Source organism: Candidatus Nitrosotenuis aquarius, assembly GCF_002787055.1.
In the GTDB taxonomy this organism is placed as follows: Archaea; Thermoproteota; Nitrososphaeria; order Nitrososphaerales; family Nitrosopumilaceae; genus Nitrosotenuis; species Nitrosotenuis aquarius.
The window spans coordinates 1,346,179-1,363,942 of sequence record NZ_CP024808.1 but is presented as its reverse complement, the minus strand read 5'-3'; the positions used below and the strand labels follow the sequence as shown (position 1 = coordinate 1,363,942).

The following is a 17,764-nucleotide window of genomic DNA, read 5'->3' as shown; positions in this document are numbered from 1 at the left end:
ATCAGCATTATAGAATGCTGTGTGTTTGGTTTGCCCGTACAGAACTAGACTTCAGGCTTGACAAAGTCCAGTACGTGCGTTGCCAGATAATCAGACAGCAGAGAATCCATTACAAACATTACAGCAGATCCAATTGCCATCAATAGTGCAACATGGTAAAAGACAGTCTTGTACAGCCCTCCCTGTGCTACTTTGAGTGCCATTGCAGATATTGCCGAGGTCATAATTATCATTGCAGGCATCATCATCGCCATGAACTGTGGGTCAATTGGTGTAAGACTCAAGGTATCATTGGACACATCTACTGTGTTTACAAGATCAAAGAAGATTCCAGTAAGCTTGTTCATCAAGCCAAATACGGCAAGGGTTAACGCATGCAATACTATAATGATTGTCTCAAAGGTCTTTGCTGTCTGGGTGCGCTTTGCTCGCAGCTCGTTGATTTTGGTGGTAATCTCTGATACTTGGTTTCCGGCAATGTGAAGGTTGCCACCCTTGTCCATGGCATATGATATGACAGAGTTTCCGTTTGCAATTATTTCGCTTCCAGCGTCGCGAGACATGAGCTCAAATGCCACCTTTTGCTCTATTCTGTGCCTGATTCTGTTTTTGAATCTCTGGATTTGTTCCTGGAGCGGTCCAAAGTCGCTTCGAAGCACTGCCTCTAGTGCGCCTCCGACTGAGCCCACTGTGGCATAGATTTCGCCAAAGTGCCTGATGAATTGCGGATACCAGTCGTTTAGCTGCCTGATTTTTTGCTCCATTTTTCTTGCAACTAGTCCAGGATAGATAAGCGGAGCACCTGCAATTCCCACCGCTATGGTAAGTGGAATTACCTGAGTTAGTGCAAGTACCACTCCTACTCCAACGCCTGCACCTACTGCCATGTAGACTTTGAGTCGGAATTTGAGGTCGTCGTCCGCGCTTGCATATCCCAGCTTGTCTCTAGGAAACATGACATACATCATAAACACAAATGCGCTCATGCTTGCAGCCACTCCAATAAACGACATTAGCAGAATTTGCTCCGAGTTTTCCTGGCCCATGAGCATGCTCATAATCGAATTTGCGGCAATCATAAACGCCGCAGTAGACATTAGCGTATAGAACATTTCTAGGAATAGTTTTTGGTTTTCCAGCTTTCTCTCATATACTATGGCATAGTTGACAAGCGTTCCCTTGAGCTCTTCTGCCAGAAATGTCTTTAGTGAATCGCCCAGCCTGATTACCTGCGCCAGCTTCATCAGTAATTGCTTTAGCTGGTCTGCCTTGTCGGTTGAGACCTTGTCTGCTATCATCTCCAGCGATCTTGATACGCCATAGCCCCAGCCTATTCCAAGCTGGTATACTTCCTTGAATGCCGCCGTGTATTTGCCATAGTTTGTCTCACGCGATGTCTTGATTAGATCGATTCCACCCACCTCGCCAGTAGAGATGCTGTACAAAAACGCCACAAAATACACAAATTTCTCGTCGGTTTTCTGTATGTTAGCTAGCGAGAGATTCTTGAATAATGGAATCTGCATCATAGTGTATCAAGCTCCTTGTAGAATGCCTCAAGGCCAATTTCTCTGCAGTGGGAAATAGAGTCAAATACATCATAAAAGTTGAAGATTCTCTTTTCCATCATTTTTTGCAGGATTTTTGCGCGCAATTCCAGCTCTTCGTACAATAGTCCCTCGTCTTTTTTGTGCATGCCTCGCTTTTCGAGCACCTTTTGCACAAAAAGGGCACTGGAACCCTTGCCCCTGAACTTTACATCGTCTGTTCCCGGATCCCAGTTAAAGACAGGAATGAACATGATGTTGCCGCCTTCTGCATTATATCCAAGAATTTCGTTAATGGACAAGACACGCCTTACTCTTTTTCCGCCAGGCCCCTGGACTGCGCCTTGGAATAGTCCAATGTTTAGGTTTTCCACGTTTGTCTTTGGGATTAGCATCGGCGGGTTGGTAATTCTCTGGATTAGTGCAGTCATGTTTGCTGCGTGGAATGTCGACACTACTGGGTGGCCTGTCTGCATAGCCTGAAACGCAATGTTTGCTTCGGCTCCTCTGATTTCTCCCACAAAGATATAGTTTGGACGCTGTCTTAATGCGGCCTTTAGCAAGTCAAACATTGTAACGGAGGATTCTGGGTTTCCCGTGTCCCTTGTTTGCTCTGTGATCCAGTTAGAATGTGGCAGTGTAAGCTCAGGGGTATCTTCTATTGTTACAATTTTCCAGTTTGATGGGATAAATGCAGTCAATGCCATAAGCGTGGTGGTTTTACCAGATGCGGTTTCCCCGTTGATGAAAACACTCATGCCTTCCTGTAGCATCATCCACATGTAGGCTGCCTCTCTAAAGTCAAGTGCCTTTGATGTCAGAACTTGGGTAATCGACAATGGCGTGCTTGCAAACTTTCTTATGGTTGCGTTTGTGCCCTTTCTGGAAATGTCTTTTCCAAACACAATGTTGATTCTGGACCCATCCGGCAGTACTGCGTCAATTACTGGCTTTGCATGTGATACAGTTTTTCCAAATTGTTCCGACATGGATATGATAAGCTCATCAATTTCCTCTACACCAAGGAATAATGGACATTTTAGTGCGCCAAAGGACTTGTGGATCACATATACGTTTCCTGCACCAATAATGGAGATATCTTCTAGGTTGGAATCAGAAAGAAATGGATCCAAGATTCCAGTTCCTGCTCTTTTTTGCAGAAAATGATACCGCAGTCCAGTCCAGTCGTTTTTGTATACTGGAAGTGTTTGCAGTTTGTACACATCGCCCAACGCGTTATAGTCAACAGGTGTTTCAGAAATTGTGGTGCTAGTCTTTAGATAGTTCTCTATCATGTTGAAGCGCTCTGTGATTTCTGCCGGCGGGATCATGTCTGCTGAGCGGATTGCAAACATCTTGTCTGCAATATCCATTACCTTTCTCTCTGGTGGGTCTGGCTCTACTATGACATATTCCATATAGCCATCGTCAGCACTTGTGTGGGGATTGATGTGGATGTAGGTAGTGTCAGTGACTTGATATACTAGGTTCGGCTCTTTGAGCTTTTTGTGCTCTGCCTGCAGTGCCTCTGTAAACAGCGGTAGGGGATTTCCTCGCGAGGTGTATGTGTCAATATAGTTTAGCAGGTGAGGCGATTTTTTGAGCTCCTCAGTGAAGCGCTTGTCCCTTACTTGAGCAAAGTCAAACGGCATTTTCTGCCTCCTATGCGTTTGCCATTGAGATTGGGACGATCTTTATTCCAAAGGTCATGTCCACTTCAAAGGCAAATCCAGAGTCGGTGTTTTCCTTAGAGCCAATCAGTTTTACTATTTTTAGTGTCTTGACATCCTTGCCGCCGATATTAGTAGAGCCAAGCTTCAGATACACATCCACGCCGCCCTTTACTCGCATTCTAAGGTCTGGCGGAATGTCTTCTGGATGCATTGTTATGATAATGCTCATGCCGCGCGCAACCAAGTACTTGCACTGGGTGAAAAACTCTAAAATGCGACTAGCATCAGAAAACACTGTCAATAATGATAATGAGTCAATTACGACGCAATTGTGCTCTTTGAAGCTGTTACCAATGTATTTGCCGACTACTGGTAGCAAATATGCGGACTGTTCCTTGTTCCACTGGACTCCATACATGTGTAGTGGCATTATGGTTAGACGATTTCGCAAAAATGCAGTAGAGAAATTAAACGTAATAGCTTTCATGTTTTCGATGTATTCTTTGACGGTGTTTTCGGTAACGCAGAGAATTTTTTTGCCAGAGTGCAGAAATCCTTTCATGAATTGTGCAGCAAGTGCAGATTTTCCTGTTCCATGATCTCCCTCAATTAGCATCAGGGTTGGAAACGGAATTCCCCCTCCAAATTGTCTGTCGACTTCTTCATTAGTGCACGGAATTATCTCAGTCATTTTTCACTCCATTTTATAAAATAGATAACTACTAGGTTCAACAAAAATTTCTGAAGAAAAATTTGATATAAAATGGTGTTTGGTCTTTTCGAACGAAACTAGGTAGTACTGTCTGTTCGGCTTGCAGTTACTCCCACATCAGTGGAAATCGTGGCATACGCAGTTCCAGTATCAGGAGTTGTACTGGTAGTAAGTCTGCCGTTTAGTGCCTCGTTTGTGTTCAATATGTTTGGATCAAAGTTATCACCAGTAATAGATACAATGCACCATTTACCAGCTGCAGGAGTTACACATGCACCACTTTGGTATGTAAAGGATTGGGTCTTGTTTGTGTTTCCGGCAATTGGATATGTTACAATCAGATTGAATTTTTCATAGTTCCAAAGCTTTTCAGTGCCAGAATTAGTTATGGTAAAGTCCATTGTAGTGGAGCCAGACGTGGCAGAAAATGTGCTCATTGCGATGTTTGTCTTTAGTATGGAATTTTCTACATCAGAAACGGCAGATGAGGCTTTTGTCACTGATGTGGTTTGATCTACCACTCCAGGCAACATCAGTAGTATGTACACTAGGGAAAACATGACTATGCCTCCTGCAATTGCTACGCTTAGGCCCATGTGTCATCTCCATTAGGTTGAAAGAACATAATCAGAATAGACGCCGTTTGGTGCGCTGACCCTAATCACATAGGTCTTGCCAGCTGCAAGTTGGGTGTCTGTAATTTTGATCTGAAATGTATCCATTTTTTGAATTATTGTAGGTATAGATTGGAATTTCCACGTGTCTTCACCACCAGAAGCGCTGTATGTGATTCTTTGTGCAGCCCCAGATTCTCCAAAGTACACGTCTATTGATGTTGGCGCGGTGATTGGGTCAATTCCAATATTTTTTGTCCAGATTTCTAGTGTTGGTGGCGATGCAGTAGTGTTTCTCATCACGTGGATTACTTTGAGTTTTGTGAGCATTTCGTTTTTTTGCGCCTCTGATGTTGCAGTAAACGTGGACTCGAATGTTCCAACCTGCGACATCACCACGCCTGCAATGCTTGTTGCCACTACAATTGACGCGATAATTAGAATTGCCTCTGTCATTACACTTGATGCCATCTAGTTGCTCCTTTCCCGCTTGGATTTTGCGTTCAGTCGTGCGTAATATGCATCTGATTCCTTATCGTTGAGGCCGACAATCTTTGCAAATTTGTATAATTGCGATATTGCATCCTCTGTTGACATGTTGGAATTTTTGAGCATGTCAATGATATTGTAGATGGTGTGCTCGTCTTCTGACTTTAATCCCATGAGCTTGCATTGCTCTACTAGTAAATCAATACAGTCTTCGCCTTTTTCTGCAAACATTTCTCCAACCAGTTCTACTATTGCCATCATGTTTGCCACAGAGAGATTTCCTGAGAATAACGGCTTCATCATTGAATTCATCGGATTGTCCAGATCTGTTCCCTTGACTAGGTTGTCCATTTCACTTCCTCTAACTATGGCAGTGGGGCTAGGCGTTGGCTGCGGAACAGATTGTGGGATTCCGCCTGCGGGGATCATTACCGGAATTTGTTGTATTGGTGGCTGTGCCATTTGTGGTGGTATCACTTGTTGCGGTGGTTGGGGAGCTGTTCCCTGGAGAATTCCTTGCTTTAGCGGTAGTGACGGATCAGACAGATTGGTCAGATCTAGTGCCTCAAAGTATTTTCTCATAAAGTTTAGCGGATTGGAAATTTCTGCCTGGAACGCCTTCATGTCTGTTAGCGTTCCCTCAAATGATTCTGTCAGGGTATCGACGCTTTCCTTTGTTACCTTCATGTCTTCTTTGATTTTGTTCAAGTCCTTTTTGAAGGTGGTAAGGTCTTTTTCTACTGGCTCAAATTTTTGATCAATTAATTCACGGATTCTGTTTTCATCAAATCCCGACATTGCTGCAGGTTCAGTTTTGATTTCAGTAGTTACTGTATCACTGGTGGGAGCAGTAGTTGCGCCAGCCAGTAACGCGTCTAGTTCTGCGTTTGCACCACCTATTTTGCCAGTATCAGCAACAGGTTCTTGTGTTGTTGTAGCATCAGTTTGTACTGCTTGTGCCGGCTCGCCTAGCAATTCGCTTAGCAATGGATCTTCTTGTACTGCTTGTGCCTTCGGTGCCTGTTTTGGTGTAGCTCCTCCTGAAAGGAATTTGGGCACTGCTACCAGTACAGACACAATTACGCTTACAGGTATTACAAAGTAAAACAGTGAATTGTTTAGCTCAAAGAGGTATTGTGGAAATCCCTCATACAAAACTAGGGCGTATATTCCCGCAATGCTTCCTGCTAGAAATGTCCTAAATCCAGAATTAATACTGTTCAGTGTTTTAGTTAAAAAAGAAAAAAGATTGCTTGGAGCGATCATAAGAACACTCCTGCATCTATCCGAGATCTACAACTTCTGTAGTAATTGACGGCACTTGGCGTTCAATGGTCAATGCTGCACCAGTTGGGATCAGAATTTCAGCTCTGACTTTGTCTAGTGCTGCTGGTCTGTCTGCGCTTGCATATGCAATAGCTAGTACTGCATGCTCGCCCTGATCCAAGATTTCGTTATTGTTGTCATTGACAGTCCAATAGACGTATGCCTTGGTGGTTGCTGGGAAGCTGCTTCCGTCTGCTTCAAATGGATCATCGCTTATGTATCCTTCATCTTTGGCAGATTCTGATGCTTCCTCTAGTGATAGCCACTGGCCATCTGCGGTTCCATCATCGTTGTCTTGTGTGGTTGTTGTGAGTGTTCCTGCATAGATGTTATCGTATGAGATGGAATTGCTCAGATACTTGACTGCCGCTGTTGCATCATCAAGATTTACAGAGTCTCCTCCAGATGCAATCTTGATTGGGACTGCAGTATAGTTGAGCTTTGCTGCTGAGACATGGCCTGAACCAATCACTTTACCGGCAACTTCTAGGGTGCTTGATGCTTCGCCTAGACCTGCAGATATTGTGGTCTTTGCCTTTTGTGTTGTAGAGAAACCCATGTTGAGAACGACAAAAGCTAAGGCTGCAGCCACGATTACAAATGCAATCATAACTATTGCAGACTCGACGCCTATGACTCCTCGATGGGATTGTCTGTGTCCTTTTCTAATAAGGTTCATTGGTTTTGTATCATATAGTAAGAGTATATCCTAGAGTGTGATCAGGATGATCAAACATTGAATTGATTAAAGGGTCTTGAGTTTTCTTAGTATTTCATATCCATTATTGGGAAGGAATGTTTCTGGATAACAATTCAACATATAGCCGTTATCTACCATATAGAATTCCCATGAATGACAATTCCAATCATTTGCGTATTGTGGGTTTGTATTCTTCCAATCAAATCCACTGTTAACATCAGATGTTGGATAGGATTTTCCTCGTACAAGTGAGATTGTGTTTTTTTCATAATCCACAGTTATTTGTGAATCAAGTGCTCCTGGGTAAAGATAGATTACCTTTGGATGATTAATAATGGCATCAAATTCCGTTTTGGTTACAAATTCACTGTGTAATAGAATTACCTTGTCAAATTGTTCCAATATTGTAGGATCTTTATCAATATCAATATCATCAATCACTTGATAGCCTAAAAACTCTAAAATTCTAAATCCATTACCACTGGCCGAAAATGTCTTTTCATACTCACTATGTAGTCTTGTGTTGGTACAATAATCACAATAACCAGAATAATAATCATGGAATCCACCCCAATCATATGCACTTTGTGTAAAGATTGGATAAACTACGGCGGTTTTGCCATCAGAGCTCAGCTCGTCATAATTTTTGTAGTATCTCAATTCCGGTAGTTTTGATTCCGTATAGATACCAGAAGATTTTTCAGGTACTGCTAGATAAGCCTGTGAATTATTAATTACTACAAATGCCAATAAAAGCAGCATTGTTGCAGTCATACTAATCATAATGCTATTAAAACGATTCAGCATTACGTAGTAATTTTTTATTGAATTAAAAATCCCAATTTGTTCAATTTGAAAACCTGAATAAGAAAAATAATGTATTCTTGGAAACCACTAGGCTATCCAAGATCTACAACCGCAGTTGTGATGTTTGGTACATGTCTCTCAATAGTAAGCGGTGCACCAGTTGGCACGATTACTTCGACTTTGATGTTATCAAGAGCAGTTGGTCTTTCACTACCCTTATGCACTATAGCCAGTATGGCATGCTCACCTTGATCCAAGATGCTGTTGTTGTTTCTATTTACGCCAAAGTAGATGAATGCTTTTGTTGCACTTGCTGCAGTGTTGCTAGTGATTGGATTCACATTGATGTATCCTGCATTGACTGCCGCAGTTGATGCAGTTGTCAGGTTTTCATATGTACCAGATGACAAAACACCAGTCATAATATTGTCATATTCAACAGATTGACTGAAATATTTCACCGCCATCGTTGTGTTACCCAAGTTTACTGAAGATCCTCCAGATGCAATCTTGAGTGGCACTGCCGTGACGTTTAGTTTGCCTATGGGTGAAATGTCGCCTGCACCTGTTACTTTACCTGCAATTTCTACTGCACTGCTAGATTCGTCCAGACTTGCTACGATTGCTGTTTTTGCTCGCTGTGTTGTAGAGAAACCCATGTTGAGAACGACAAAAGCTAAGGCTGCAGCCACGATTACAAATGCAATCATAACTATTGCAGACTCGACGCCTATGACTCCTCGATGGGATTGTCTGTGTCCTTTTTGAACAAGTTTCATTGGTTTTGTATTATTGCATTACGGTATATCCTAGAGTGTGATCAGGATGATCAAACATTATTGATAAGAATCCAGCGTTAATACTAGTTCATGTTTATTACTTCATTTGTTATTAAAGGCACTTGGCGTTCAATGGTCAATGCTGCACCAGTTGGGATCAGAATTTCAGCTCTGACTTTGTCTAGTGCTGCTGGTCTGTCTGCGCTTGCATATGCAATAGCTAGTACTGCATGCTCGCCCTGATCCAAGATTTCGTTATTGTTGTCATTGACAGTCCAATAGACGTATGCCTTGGTGGTTGCTGGGAAGCTGCTTCCGTCTGCTTCAAATGGATCATCGCTTATGTATCCTTCATCTTTGGCAGATTCTGATGCTTCCTCTAGTGATAGCCACTGGCCATCTGCGGTTCCATCATCGTTGTCTTGTGTGGTTGTTGTGAGTGTTCCTGCATAGATGTTATCGTATGAGATGGAATTGCTCAGATACTTGACTGCCGCTGTTGCATCATCAAGATTTACAGAGTCTCCTCCAGATGCAATCTTGATTGGGACTGCAGTATAGTTGAGCTTTGCTGCTGAGACATGGCCTGAACCAAAGATAGTTCCATCTACTTGTATAGTACTTGATGCTTCGCCTAGACCTGCAGATATTGTGGTCTTTGCCTTTTGTGTTGTAGAGAAACCCATGTTGAGAACGACAAAAGCTAAGGCTGCAGCCACGATTACTATGGTTATTGCCAAAATCGACGCCTCTATTCCAGATATTCCTCGTCGATGTCTTACTAGCTGCACGTTTTTTGTTTGATATTAATAATTTAATGATATTTTTGTTGTTTAGATCAGACAAACATTGTGTGAATTATAAAAAGAAAAAGAAGTGATTTTTTAGATCACACTTATCCTAGATCTACAACAGCGGTTGTGATGTTTGGTACTTGACGTTCAACAGTCAATGGAGCACCGGTTGGCACTACTATTTCAACTCGGACTTTATCAAGCGCTGATGGTCTGTCCGCAGATGAGTATGCTACTGCAACTACTGCATGTTCGCCTTGATCAAGAATAGCATTTGTATTGCTTTGTACTGACCAGTATACGATTGCTTTTGTTGATGACGGCACTGCACCAGTTACTGGATGTGCACTGTTGAATGCATCAAATGCAGATCCAGTTTCAGCTGTAGCTTGTGTGAATGCTGCAGTAGTACTAGAGTATTCTGCACTGGAGATTGGTCCAGCATAGATGTTATCGTATTGTACTGTGTTGCTCAAGTATTTGATCGATGCAGTAGCAGATGCCAAGTTAATGGAATCACCACCAGATGCTACCTTAATTGGAATTGAAGTAACATTCAGTTTTGGTGTTGTAGCGCATGTGGTATCACTTGCACTAGATGTACATCCTACTCCTGTGACTTTGCCTGAGACTTCTAGGCTGCTTGACGCTTCACCTAGACCTGCAGATATTGTGGTCTTTGCCTTTTGTGTTGTAGAGAAACCCATGTTGAGAACGACAAAAGCTAAGGCTGCAGCCACGATTACAAATGCAATCATAACTATTGCAGACTCGACGCCTATGACTCCTCTGTGGGATTGTCTGTGTCCTTTTCTAATAAGGTTCATTGGTTTTGTATTATTGCATTACGGTATATCCTAGAGTGTGATCAGGATGTGCAAACATTGAATGAGTATGATTCTCTTATTAAATATCAGAAGTTGCGGACTTTGCAAATTTTTGCCCAAAAAAATTACAACTAGATGTTTGTTTGAATGAAACAGACAACAACTAAAATCATTATTATAATTTTGATTGTACATGTTCACAAAAAATAATCATAGTGTCAGAAAGCAAAATCAAAATTCCCATTTCAATTTTACAGGTGAGTTCCAATGAGCATTCATGAAGAATTATCAACGTCACTGTCATACTTTGGTTTGGAAAAAACTGATGCCATGGTGTATCTAGGCCTGCTCCAGATGGGCTCCGTCACAGTAGGAACAATGTCTGCCAAGCTGGACATCGACAGAGGAAAGGCATATCGCTCACTTAACAAATTACGAAACCTTGGATTGATCACAACAACATTTTCCAATCCAACAATTTGCAAGGCAGTTGATCCAAAAGAAGGGCTAACTACCATAATGCAGAGAAGAGAAGATGAAATTGTCACAATGCAAAAGCTCTCACGCAACATTGTTGAGCAATTACAACAAATCACACGACCAGAGGCCACAACAGAGATATCTTCATTTTCTATTATTCAGGGTCGGGCCAACATTTATGCAAGAGTCGGCAAGCTCATCCAAGAATCCACAAAGACAATCTACATTGTCACTACAGTTGAAGACATTCTGAGAATGTATCATACTGCCATTCCAGAAAAGATCAAAATGTGCAAGCAAAACAAAGGCGAAGTTCGAGTCCTGACTTGGACAAATAGCGAAAATCTGCTTCCACTAGTCAACAGATTAAACGCGTCTGAGACAAGAATCGGCAAGCTTCCATCAAAGTCCCGAATGATAGTAGAAGAAGGAAATCAGCTGATAATGTCTGGCTCTATCAAAGAGTCCATGGATCTTAATGACGACAACGACTCCATAATGTACACCAATTCTTCGGAGATGATTAACAACATGTACAGCCTTTGTACGCATCTTTGGAAGAAGGCAAAATCAATAGAATTATTGATGTAATTTTGGAATAATTTTTTTAAAAAATCATCCAGTCAATTCTTTAAAGTCTGGATTTGCACCTAGTAGTATAAAGGCAGGATCTGTCTTTGCAATTTTCTTGTAGGCAGAGTCATGCTCTATTACAGATCTTAGTGTGCCCAGAGAGTCAGAGACCTTGCCAAACAATGCGAGTGATTTTGCCTTGTGATATAGTACGTCTTTGTTTGTTGGCATAATAGACAAGACTTGATCAAACATATCCAGAGCCTCAGCGTGCCTTGCTGCTAGCTGCAATGATTTTGCCTTTTGCGTCATGATATCAGTATTGTTTGGATTTACCTCCAATAATTTGGAAAAATACTCTGCAGAATCATTGTATTTACCAAGTGAAAGTAAAAGAACTGCTTTTTGATGCAGTGCGGAATAATTGCCAGAATCGCTTTCTAAAACCTTGCCAATACATTCGGATGATTTTTCATAGCTACCCAAAATGGAATGAATTGTTGCTTTCTGGAGCAATACATCATTATCTGTGCTTTCTGTTTTTTCAAGACAGCCAAGTGCGTCCTCATATTTTCCTAGACAGACAAGCGATTCTGCTTTGTAACGCAACACATCCAGTCTTTGTGGCGTTACCCTCTCAAAACACGATATGGCTTCTTCGAATTTTGATAATTGTTGTAGTGCGATGCCTTTGTGGAATAATGCATCAAAATGAGTAGGATAAATTGCAAGGAAATTATCAAATATGCTTATTGCATGTTCCTTTTTGCCCGTTTTAGCAAGGCACAACCCAAAATAGTACAATGTTTCTTTGTATTGCGGATTTTGTGACAGAATTTTCTCAATGTGCATTAGAGCGTTTTCGTATTTTGCAGTTTTAATTGAAATTTCAGTATCAAGATACAAGACTTCAATGTTGTTTTCATCCAGTTTTAGTAATTTTTGGCAGTTTTCTTGCGCATCTTTTAGTAGTCCAAGGCCGAAAAGCGACTTTGTTTTGTACAATAACGATTCTTTGTGACTTGGAATTGCTTCTAGCACTTGATCCAGGTGATATACTGCTGATTCTAATTTGCCAAGATGGAACAAGGCTTTGCCTTTGTGGTACAGTGAATTGATGTGGAATTTTTTGTCCAGAATTTGGGAAAAGCAGCTTGTTGCCTCTTCATAATTTTCAAGACTCTCCAGGATGAGACCCTTGTCAAATAACGCATCGATGTGATTCCTGTTGGACTTGAGGACCAGATCTAAGACTCCAAGTGCGTCCTGGCTACGCCCAATTTTCATCAAAAGGTGCCCCTTTTGGTACAATATACCAGGATTGTTTGGGGACAATGTTAGCGCCTTGTTGTAACAGCCAAGCGCCTCATTGGGCTTTGATAATGAAAATAGGGCTAGGCCTTTGTGATGCAATACATCTGCATTGTTTGGGTTGATGGCAAGGGCTTTGTCAAAATACAATAATGCATCAACGGGATTGGATATCTCAAGTAAGGCCAGGCCCTTGTGATACAAAATGTCTGCATTGTTTGGGTTGATGGCAAGCGCCTTGTCAAGGCATGAATTTGCACTAGTAGCCAAGCCAAGCTTTAGATGAGATACTCCCTTGTGGTATAGTGCAAGTACGTGCCGTGGATTCTTTTCTAGTATTTTATCAAGGATTACCACTGCCTTGTCATCAAAGTTTAATGAAGAAAGCGTTTTTGCCTTTTCAAACAAAGCAGGAATGTTGGATTTGTCAAAGGACAGTACCTTCTCAAAGCATGACAATGCATCAGAATGTTTTGATAGTTTGTTTAATGCTAATCCTTTTTCAAATAACGACACAATGTGGCTTGGATTTTTTTCCAATATCTTGTCGTAGATTTCGACAGCAATTCCATATTGTCCTGTATTAGAGTGAGATTTTGCACTTGCAATCCATGCGTCTTGATCGTCAGGAATTATCTTCAATACTGCCTTGTAGTACTCTAGTGCTTTTGCGTGGTTTCCAAGATCAGCTAGCAACACTCCTTTGCTGTACAGTGCGCCAACGCATCTTGGATCAAGGGCTATTGCCCTATCAAAATACAAAAGCGAGTTTTCATAATATCCAAGCTTTTGCAGTGAACAGCCTTTGTCATTTAGTGTTTCTGCAGATTTTGGGTTTAGCTGCAAAGATCTGTCATAGAATGAAATCGCTTCAGAGTGTTTTCCTAGTGCGCCAAGCGAGACTCCCTTGTAATGCAATACATCCGCATTGTTTGGATGGATGGCAAGGGCTTTGTCAAAATAGGCCAGTGCCTCTGTATAGCGGCTCAGCTTGCCAAGCGTTATTGCCTTTTTGAATATAGAGTCAAAGTGGCCTGGATTAATGGCAAGTGCCCTGTCAAAATAGGACAATGCCTCTGTGTGATTGTACATTGACAATAGCAATCCCTTGTGGTATAGCGCGTCTGCATTGTTTGGATGGATGGCAAGGGCTTTGTCAAAATAGGCCAGTGCCTCTGTATAGCGGCTCAGCTTGCCAAGCGTTACTGCCTTTTTGAATATAGAGTCAAAGTGGCCTGGATTAATGGCAAGTGCCCTGTCAAAATAGGACAATGCCTCTGTCGGGTTTGATAATTCTAGTAGGGTCAAGCCTTTGTGATATAGGGCATCTGCATTGTTTGGATGGATGGCAAGGGCTTTGTCAAAATAGGCCAGTGCCTCTATTGGGTTTGATAGTTCTAACAGGGTCAAGCCTTTGTGATATAGGGCATCTGCATTGTTTGGATGGATGGCAAGTACGCTATCAATGCAAAGCAGGGAATCGTTGTGTCTTGATATAGCAGACAGTGAGATTGCCTTATGATACAAGGCATCAAAGCTAGTCGGCATAATTTGTAACACCTGATCAAAACAACCTAGTGCGTCTGCGTGTCTTCCTATTGTTGCAAGAGCGGCTCCTTTGTGGTATAACGCATCTGTGTCCGATGGAGTAATCTCTAGTGCCTTGTCATAGAACAAAATTGCATCAGCAAAAAGACCTTGCCTGTCTAACGCAAGTGCTTTGCCGTAAAGTGAATCATGGTTGTTTGGCTCTGCTTCCAAGACATGATCAAAGCAGACTATGGCATCTGCATATTTCTCAAGTGCCGATAGCGATTTTCCTTTGTGGCATAATGTATCCAGATTGTTTGGATCACTTTCTAGGCTCAGATCATAACACGATATTGCCTGCTGATCTTTTCCTAATGCCGCAAGTGCTCGTGCCTTGTAATACAAGACATAGCTGTTTTGTGGCTCTGCCTCCAAAACAAAATTTAGAGTCGATATGGCTTCTTCATGGTTACCAATCCCATATAGTGAAATTGCTTTGTTGACTAGAACTTGGATATCATTTGGTGATATTTTTAGTGCCTTGTCAAAATACACCAAGGCATCTTTGTGCCTTGATAATACCGATAATGTCATTGCCTTTCGGCACAGAGCATCAAAGTTGGTTGGGGCAATCTGCAATACTAGATCAAAACATTCCAGTGCATCATTGTGTTTTCCTATTGTTGCAAGCGCTACTCCCTTGTTGTGTAATGTAGTTGTGTTCTTAGGATTAATTGATAATGCCTTGTCAAAGTACACCAACGATTCTGTTGCTTTGCCCAGATTGCACATTGATTTTCCTATGTTTGCTAGAATTATGTCGTTGTTGGGATCTATTGTTAGTGCCTTGTTGTACAAAGATATTGCATCAGCATATTTAGAAAGTCTATCCAGAGTAGTTGCCTTTTTGAATATAGAGTCAAAGTGGCCTGGATTAATAGTAAGGGCTTTGTCAAAATAGGACAATGCTTCTGTGGGGTTTGATTGTGATAATAGTGAGCCCTTGTGGTATAGTGCGTCATAGTATTGCGGGTTGAGCTCTAGTGCTTTGTCCATGCAGGATATTGCGTCTTCTTTTTGGCCCAGCTTGACAAGTGTCTGCCCTTTGTGGTAGTACACCTCAGAGTGTTGCGTGTTAATAGAGAGTGCAGCATCAAAATATGCTAATGCTTCTGTGTATCGGCTCAGCTTGCCAAGGGTTACTGCCTTTTTGAATATAGAGTCAAAGTGGCCTGGATTAATAGTAAGGGCTTTGTCAAAATAGGACAATGCTTCTGTGGGGTTTGATTGTGATAATAGTGAGCCCTTGTGGTATAGTGCATCTGAGCTGTTTGGGTTGATTGCAAGTGCCCGGTCAAAATAGGACAATGCTTCTGTGGGGTTTGATTGTGATAATAGTGAGCCCTTGTGGTATAGTGCGTCATAGTATTGCGGGTTGAGCTCTAGTGCTTTGTCCATGCAGGATATTGCGTCTTCTTTTTGGCCCAGCTTGACAAGTGTCTGCCCTTTGTGGTAGTACACCTCAGAGTGTTGCGTGTTAATAGAGAGTGCAGCATCAAAATATGCTAATGCTTCTGTGTATCGGCTCAGCTTGCCAAGGGTTACTGCCTTTTTGAATATAGAGTCAAAGTGGCCTGGATTGATGACAAGTGCCCTATCAAAATAGGACAATGCTTCTGTGGGGTTTGACAGATGTAGTAATGCATCGCCTTTTCGGCAAATAGACTCAAAGTGATTTGGGGCAAATTCCAGTATCTGATCAAAGTACTCCATTGCCTCAGAATGTCTGCTCAGTGCAAGTAGTGCTAGGCCCTTGTAATGCAGGGCAGATATGTTTGATGGGTTTAGCGTTAATGCCTTGTCAAAGTACACCAACGATTCTGTTGCTTTGCCCAGATTGCACATTGATTTTCCTATGTTTGCTAGAATTATGTCGTTGTTGGGATCTATTGTTAGTGCTTTTTCAAAGTAGGCCAAGGCTTGCGTGTCATTGGATAGATGTGATAACGCAATGCCCTTGCTAAAAAGCACATTTGCATTGTTTGGATGGATGGCAAGGGCTTTGTCAAAATAAGACAGTGCTTCCGTGTATTTGCCCAAATGCAAAAGACACGATGCCTTTCCTACGATGCTGTCTATGTGTTTTGGATTTAGTGCAAGTGCCTTGTCAAAGAATTCTAGTGAATCCGAGTGAATTCCAACTTGTAAAAGGCAAGACGCTTTTCCAAAAATGCTGTCATGGTGTTTTGGGTTGATCTTTATTGCAACATCAAAACATTCCAGTGCTTCTTCATGTTCTCCAAGCAAGCGCAAAATTTGCGCCTTGTTAAAGATCGCATCAAAGTGTCCCGGTATGATTTCAAGGATTTTATCATATGATGAGATTGCCTGATCATGTACTCCCAGATAAGATAGTGAGATTGCTTTGCAATAAAGCGCACCAACGTTTGCCGGATTTTTCTGGAGAATCTTGTTGCAGCTATCTATTGATGAATTGTAATCATCCAGTGAAGACAGTACGATTGCCTTTTGAAGCAAGGCATCTTCAAAGCCAGAGTCAACAGCTATTGCCCTATCAAAGTATTCTAGGGCCTCAGATTTTTTGTCAATTTGGAGCAGAGAGCATCCAAGAGTATACAGAGTCGAGGGCTCTTGCGGGTTGAATTCCAGTGACTTTTCAAAATAAGATATTGCCAATTGGTGCCTGCCAAGGTTTGCCAGGCAGACGCCTTTTGCGAATAATACTTCTGCATGATATGGATCAACTTCCAGTGTTTTATCAAGGCAAGACAATGCAGATTCGTATTGTTTTGTTTTGATTAGTGCAAGACCCTTGTTGTGTATTGCATCAAAATAATTCGGATCTATTTCCAGTGCTCTGTCATAAAACGAGATTGCCTCTGTTTGGTTGCCAGCCTGTGATGCAGAGATTCCTCGATTAACAAGCAGAGCAATGTTGGCCGGCTCTATTTCTAATGCCCTATCAAAATACGATATTGCTTCGTCGTGGTTTTGCAGGTTTGCTAGTGCAAGTCCTTTTTTGTACAATCCATCAAAATAGTTTGGATCTATTGCAAGCGTCTGCTCATAGCACGATAACGCTTCGTTATGCTTTGATAGTACGGCAAGCGAGTCACCCTTGCAGTGCAACGCGTCAAAATATTCGGGATCAATTTCCAAGACTCGATCATACAGCGTAATTGCTTCTTTGTGGTTGCCAAGCCTAGATTGCGTTATGCCCTTGTTTACAAGCGCTCTTGCGTCATGCGGATCTGCACGTATCAGTCTGTCATATGATGCGATTGCCTTTGAGTACTGCTTGTCATAATAGTAAAAATTTCCCAAGAGAATGTCAAGATCTTTGTCTGAGGATTGTTTTTCTTGTTTTGTTAGCCGTTCTTGGAGTTTTTCCTGCACCTTTACCATGCTGGATATTTTTGACTTTACATCAGAGGATAGCTCAAAATTTGCTCCTAATTCTTTTTTTAGCCCGTTGTTCTCTAGCAGACGTTTGAGTAGGCCATTTACAAGAACAATCTGATTTTGTACGATACTGTCTGAGGCACCCATAACATCAAAAGTTTTAGAAATTTTTTGTAATT

At 41.8% G+C, this 17,764-nt stretch carries 13 protein-coding genes; 1 reads left to right on the top strand and 12 read right to left on the bottom strand.

All coding sequences use genetic code 11. The features are described from left to right. Positions 1 to 44: 44 nt before the first annotated feature. The 11 genes from NAQ_RS07880 to NAQ_RS07830 form a co-directional block, all read right to left on the bottom strand. Entirely contained in the window at positions 45 to 1,529 is a 1,485-nt protein-coding gene (locus NAQ_RS07880) for a flagellar assembly protein FlaJ (RefSeq protein WP_100183005.1), read from the bottom strand. Next, the gene (locus tag NAQ_RS07875; RefSeq protein ID WP_100183004.1) at positions 1,526 to 3,199 is read right to left on the bottom strand and encodes a type II/IV secretion system ATPase subunit; all 1,674 of its coding nucleotides are present in this window, start codon (positions 3,197 to 3,199) and stop codon (positions 1,526 to 1,528) included. Before NAQ_RS07875 ends, NAQ_RS07880 begins: the two co-directional genes overlap by 4 nt. A gap of 10 nt (positions 3,200 to 3,209) precedes the next feature. Further along, complete coding sequence (locus NAQ_RS07870; RefSeq protein ID WP_100183003.1) at positions 3,210 to 3,911, bottom strand: ATPase domain-containing protein; 702 nt, start codon at positions 3,909 to 3,911, stop codon at positions 3,210 to 3,212. Positions 3,912 to 4,009: 98 nt separating this feature from the next. Beyond that, positions 4,010 to 4,528 carry a hypothetical protein gene (locus NAQ_RS07865; protein WP_100183002.1) on the bottom strand — a complete coding sequence of 173 codons (519 nt, stop codon included), beginning with the start codon at positions 4,526 to 4,528 and terminating at the stop codon, positions 4,010 to 4,012. 12 nt (positions 4,529 to 4,540) lie between these two features. Then, on the bottom strand, positions 4,541 to 5,017 hold the full coding sequence (locus NAQ_RS07860; RefSeq protein ID WP_100183001.1) for a hypothetical protein: 477 nt from the start codon (positions 5,015 to 5,017) through the stop codon (positions 4,541 to 4,543). Then, positions 5,018 to 6,301, bottom strand: a complete 1,284-nt coding sequence (locus NAQ_RS07855; protein WP_100183000.1) for a hypothetical protein — start codon at positions 6,299 to 6,301, stop codon at positions 5,018 to 5,020. A gap of 16 nt (positions 6,302 to 6,317) precedes the next feature. Then, positions 6,318 to 7,040 (bottom strand): archaellin/type IV pilin N-terminal domain-containing protein, encoded by a 723-nt coding sequence (locus tag NAQ_RS07850; protein ID WP_100182999.1) that lies wholly within the window; start codon positions 7,038 to 7,040, stop codon positions 6,318 to 6,320. Positions 7,041 to 7,106: 66 nt separating this feature from the next. Continuing rightward, positions 7,107 to 7,835 carry a hypothetical protein gene (locus tag NAQ_RS07845; protein ID WP_162858703.1) on the bottom strand — a complete coding sequence of 243 codons (729 nt, stop codon included), beginning with the start codon at positions 7,833 to 7,835 and terminating at the stop codon, positions 7,107 to 7,109. 125 nt (positions 7,836 to 7,960) lie between these two features. Beyond that, entirely contained in the window at positions 7,961 to 8,647 is a 687-nt protein-coding gene (locus tag NAQ_RS07840) for an archaellin/type IV pilin N-terminal domain-containing protein (protein ID WP_100182997.1), read from the bottom strand. An 83-nt stretch (positions 8,648 to 8,730) separates the two neighbouring features. Then, the gene (locus tag NAQ_RS07835) at positions 8,731 to 9,438 is read right to left on the bottom strand and encodes an archaellin/type IV pilin N-terminal domain-containing protein (RefSeq protein WP_100182996.1); all 708 of its coding nucleotides are present in this window, start codon (positions 9,436 to 9,438) and stop codon (positions 8,731 to 8,733) included. 104 nt (positions 9,439 to 9,542) lie between these two features. Further along, complete coding sequence (locus NAQ_RS07830) at positions 9,543 to 10,268, bottom strand: archaellin/type IV pilin N-terminal domain-containing protein (protein ID WP_100182995.1); 726 nt, start codon at positions 10,266 to 10,268, stop codon at positions 9,543 to 9,545. A 267-nt stretch (positions 10,269 to 10,535) separates the two neighbouring features. Here NAQ_RS07830 and NAQ_RS07825 point away from each other — a divergent pair, with 267 nt between their 5' ends. Continuing rightward, positions 10,536 to 11,339, top strand: coding sequence for a TrmB family transcriptional regulator (locus NAQ_RS07825; protein ID WP_100182994.1), 804 nt, complete (start codon positions 10,536 to 10,538; stop codon positions 11,337 to 11,339). Positions 11,340 to 11,363: 24 nt separating this feature from the next. Here the strand turns inward: NAQ_RS07825 and NAQ_RS07820 are convergent, their stop codons facing one another. Beyond that, a complete protein-coding gene (locus tag NAQ_RS07820; protein WP_100182993.1) occupies positions 11,364 to 17,732 on the bottom strand; it encodes a tetratricopeptide repeat protein in 6,369 nt (2,122 codons plus the stop codon). Positions 17,733 to 17,764 lie beyond the last annotated feature (32 nt).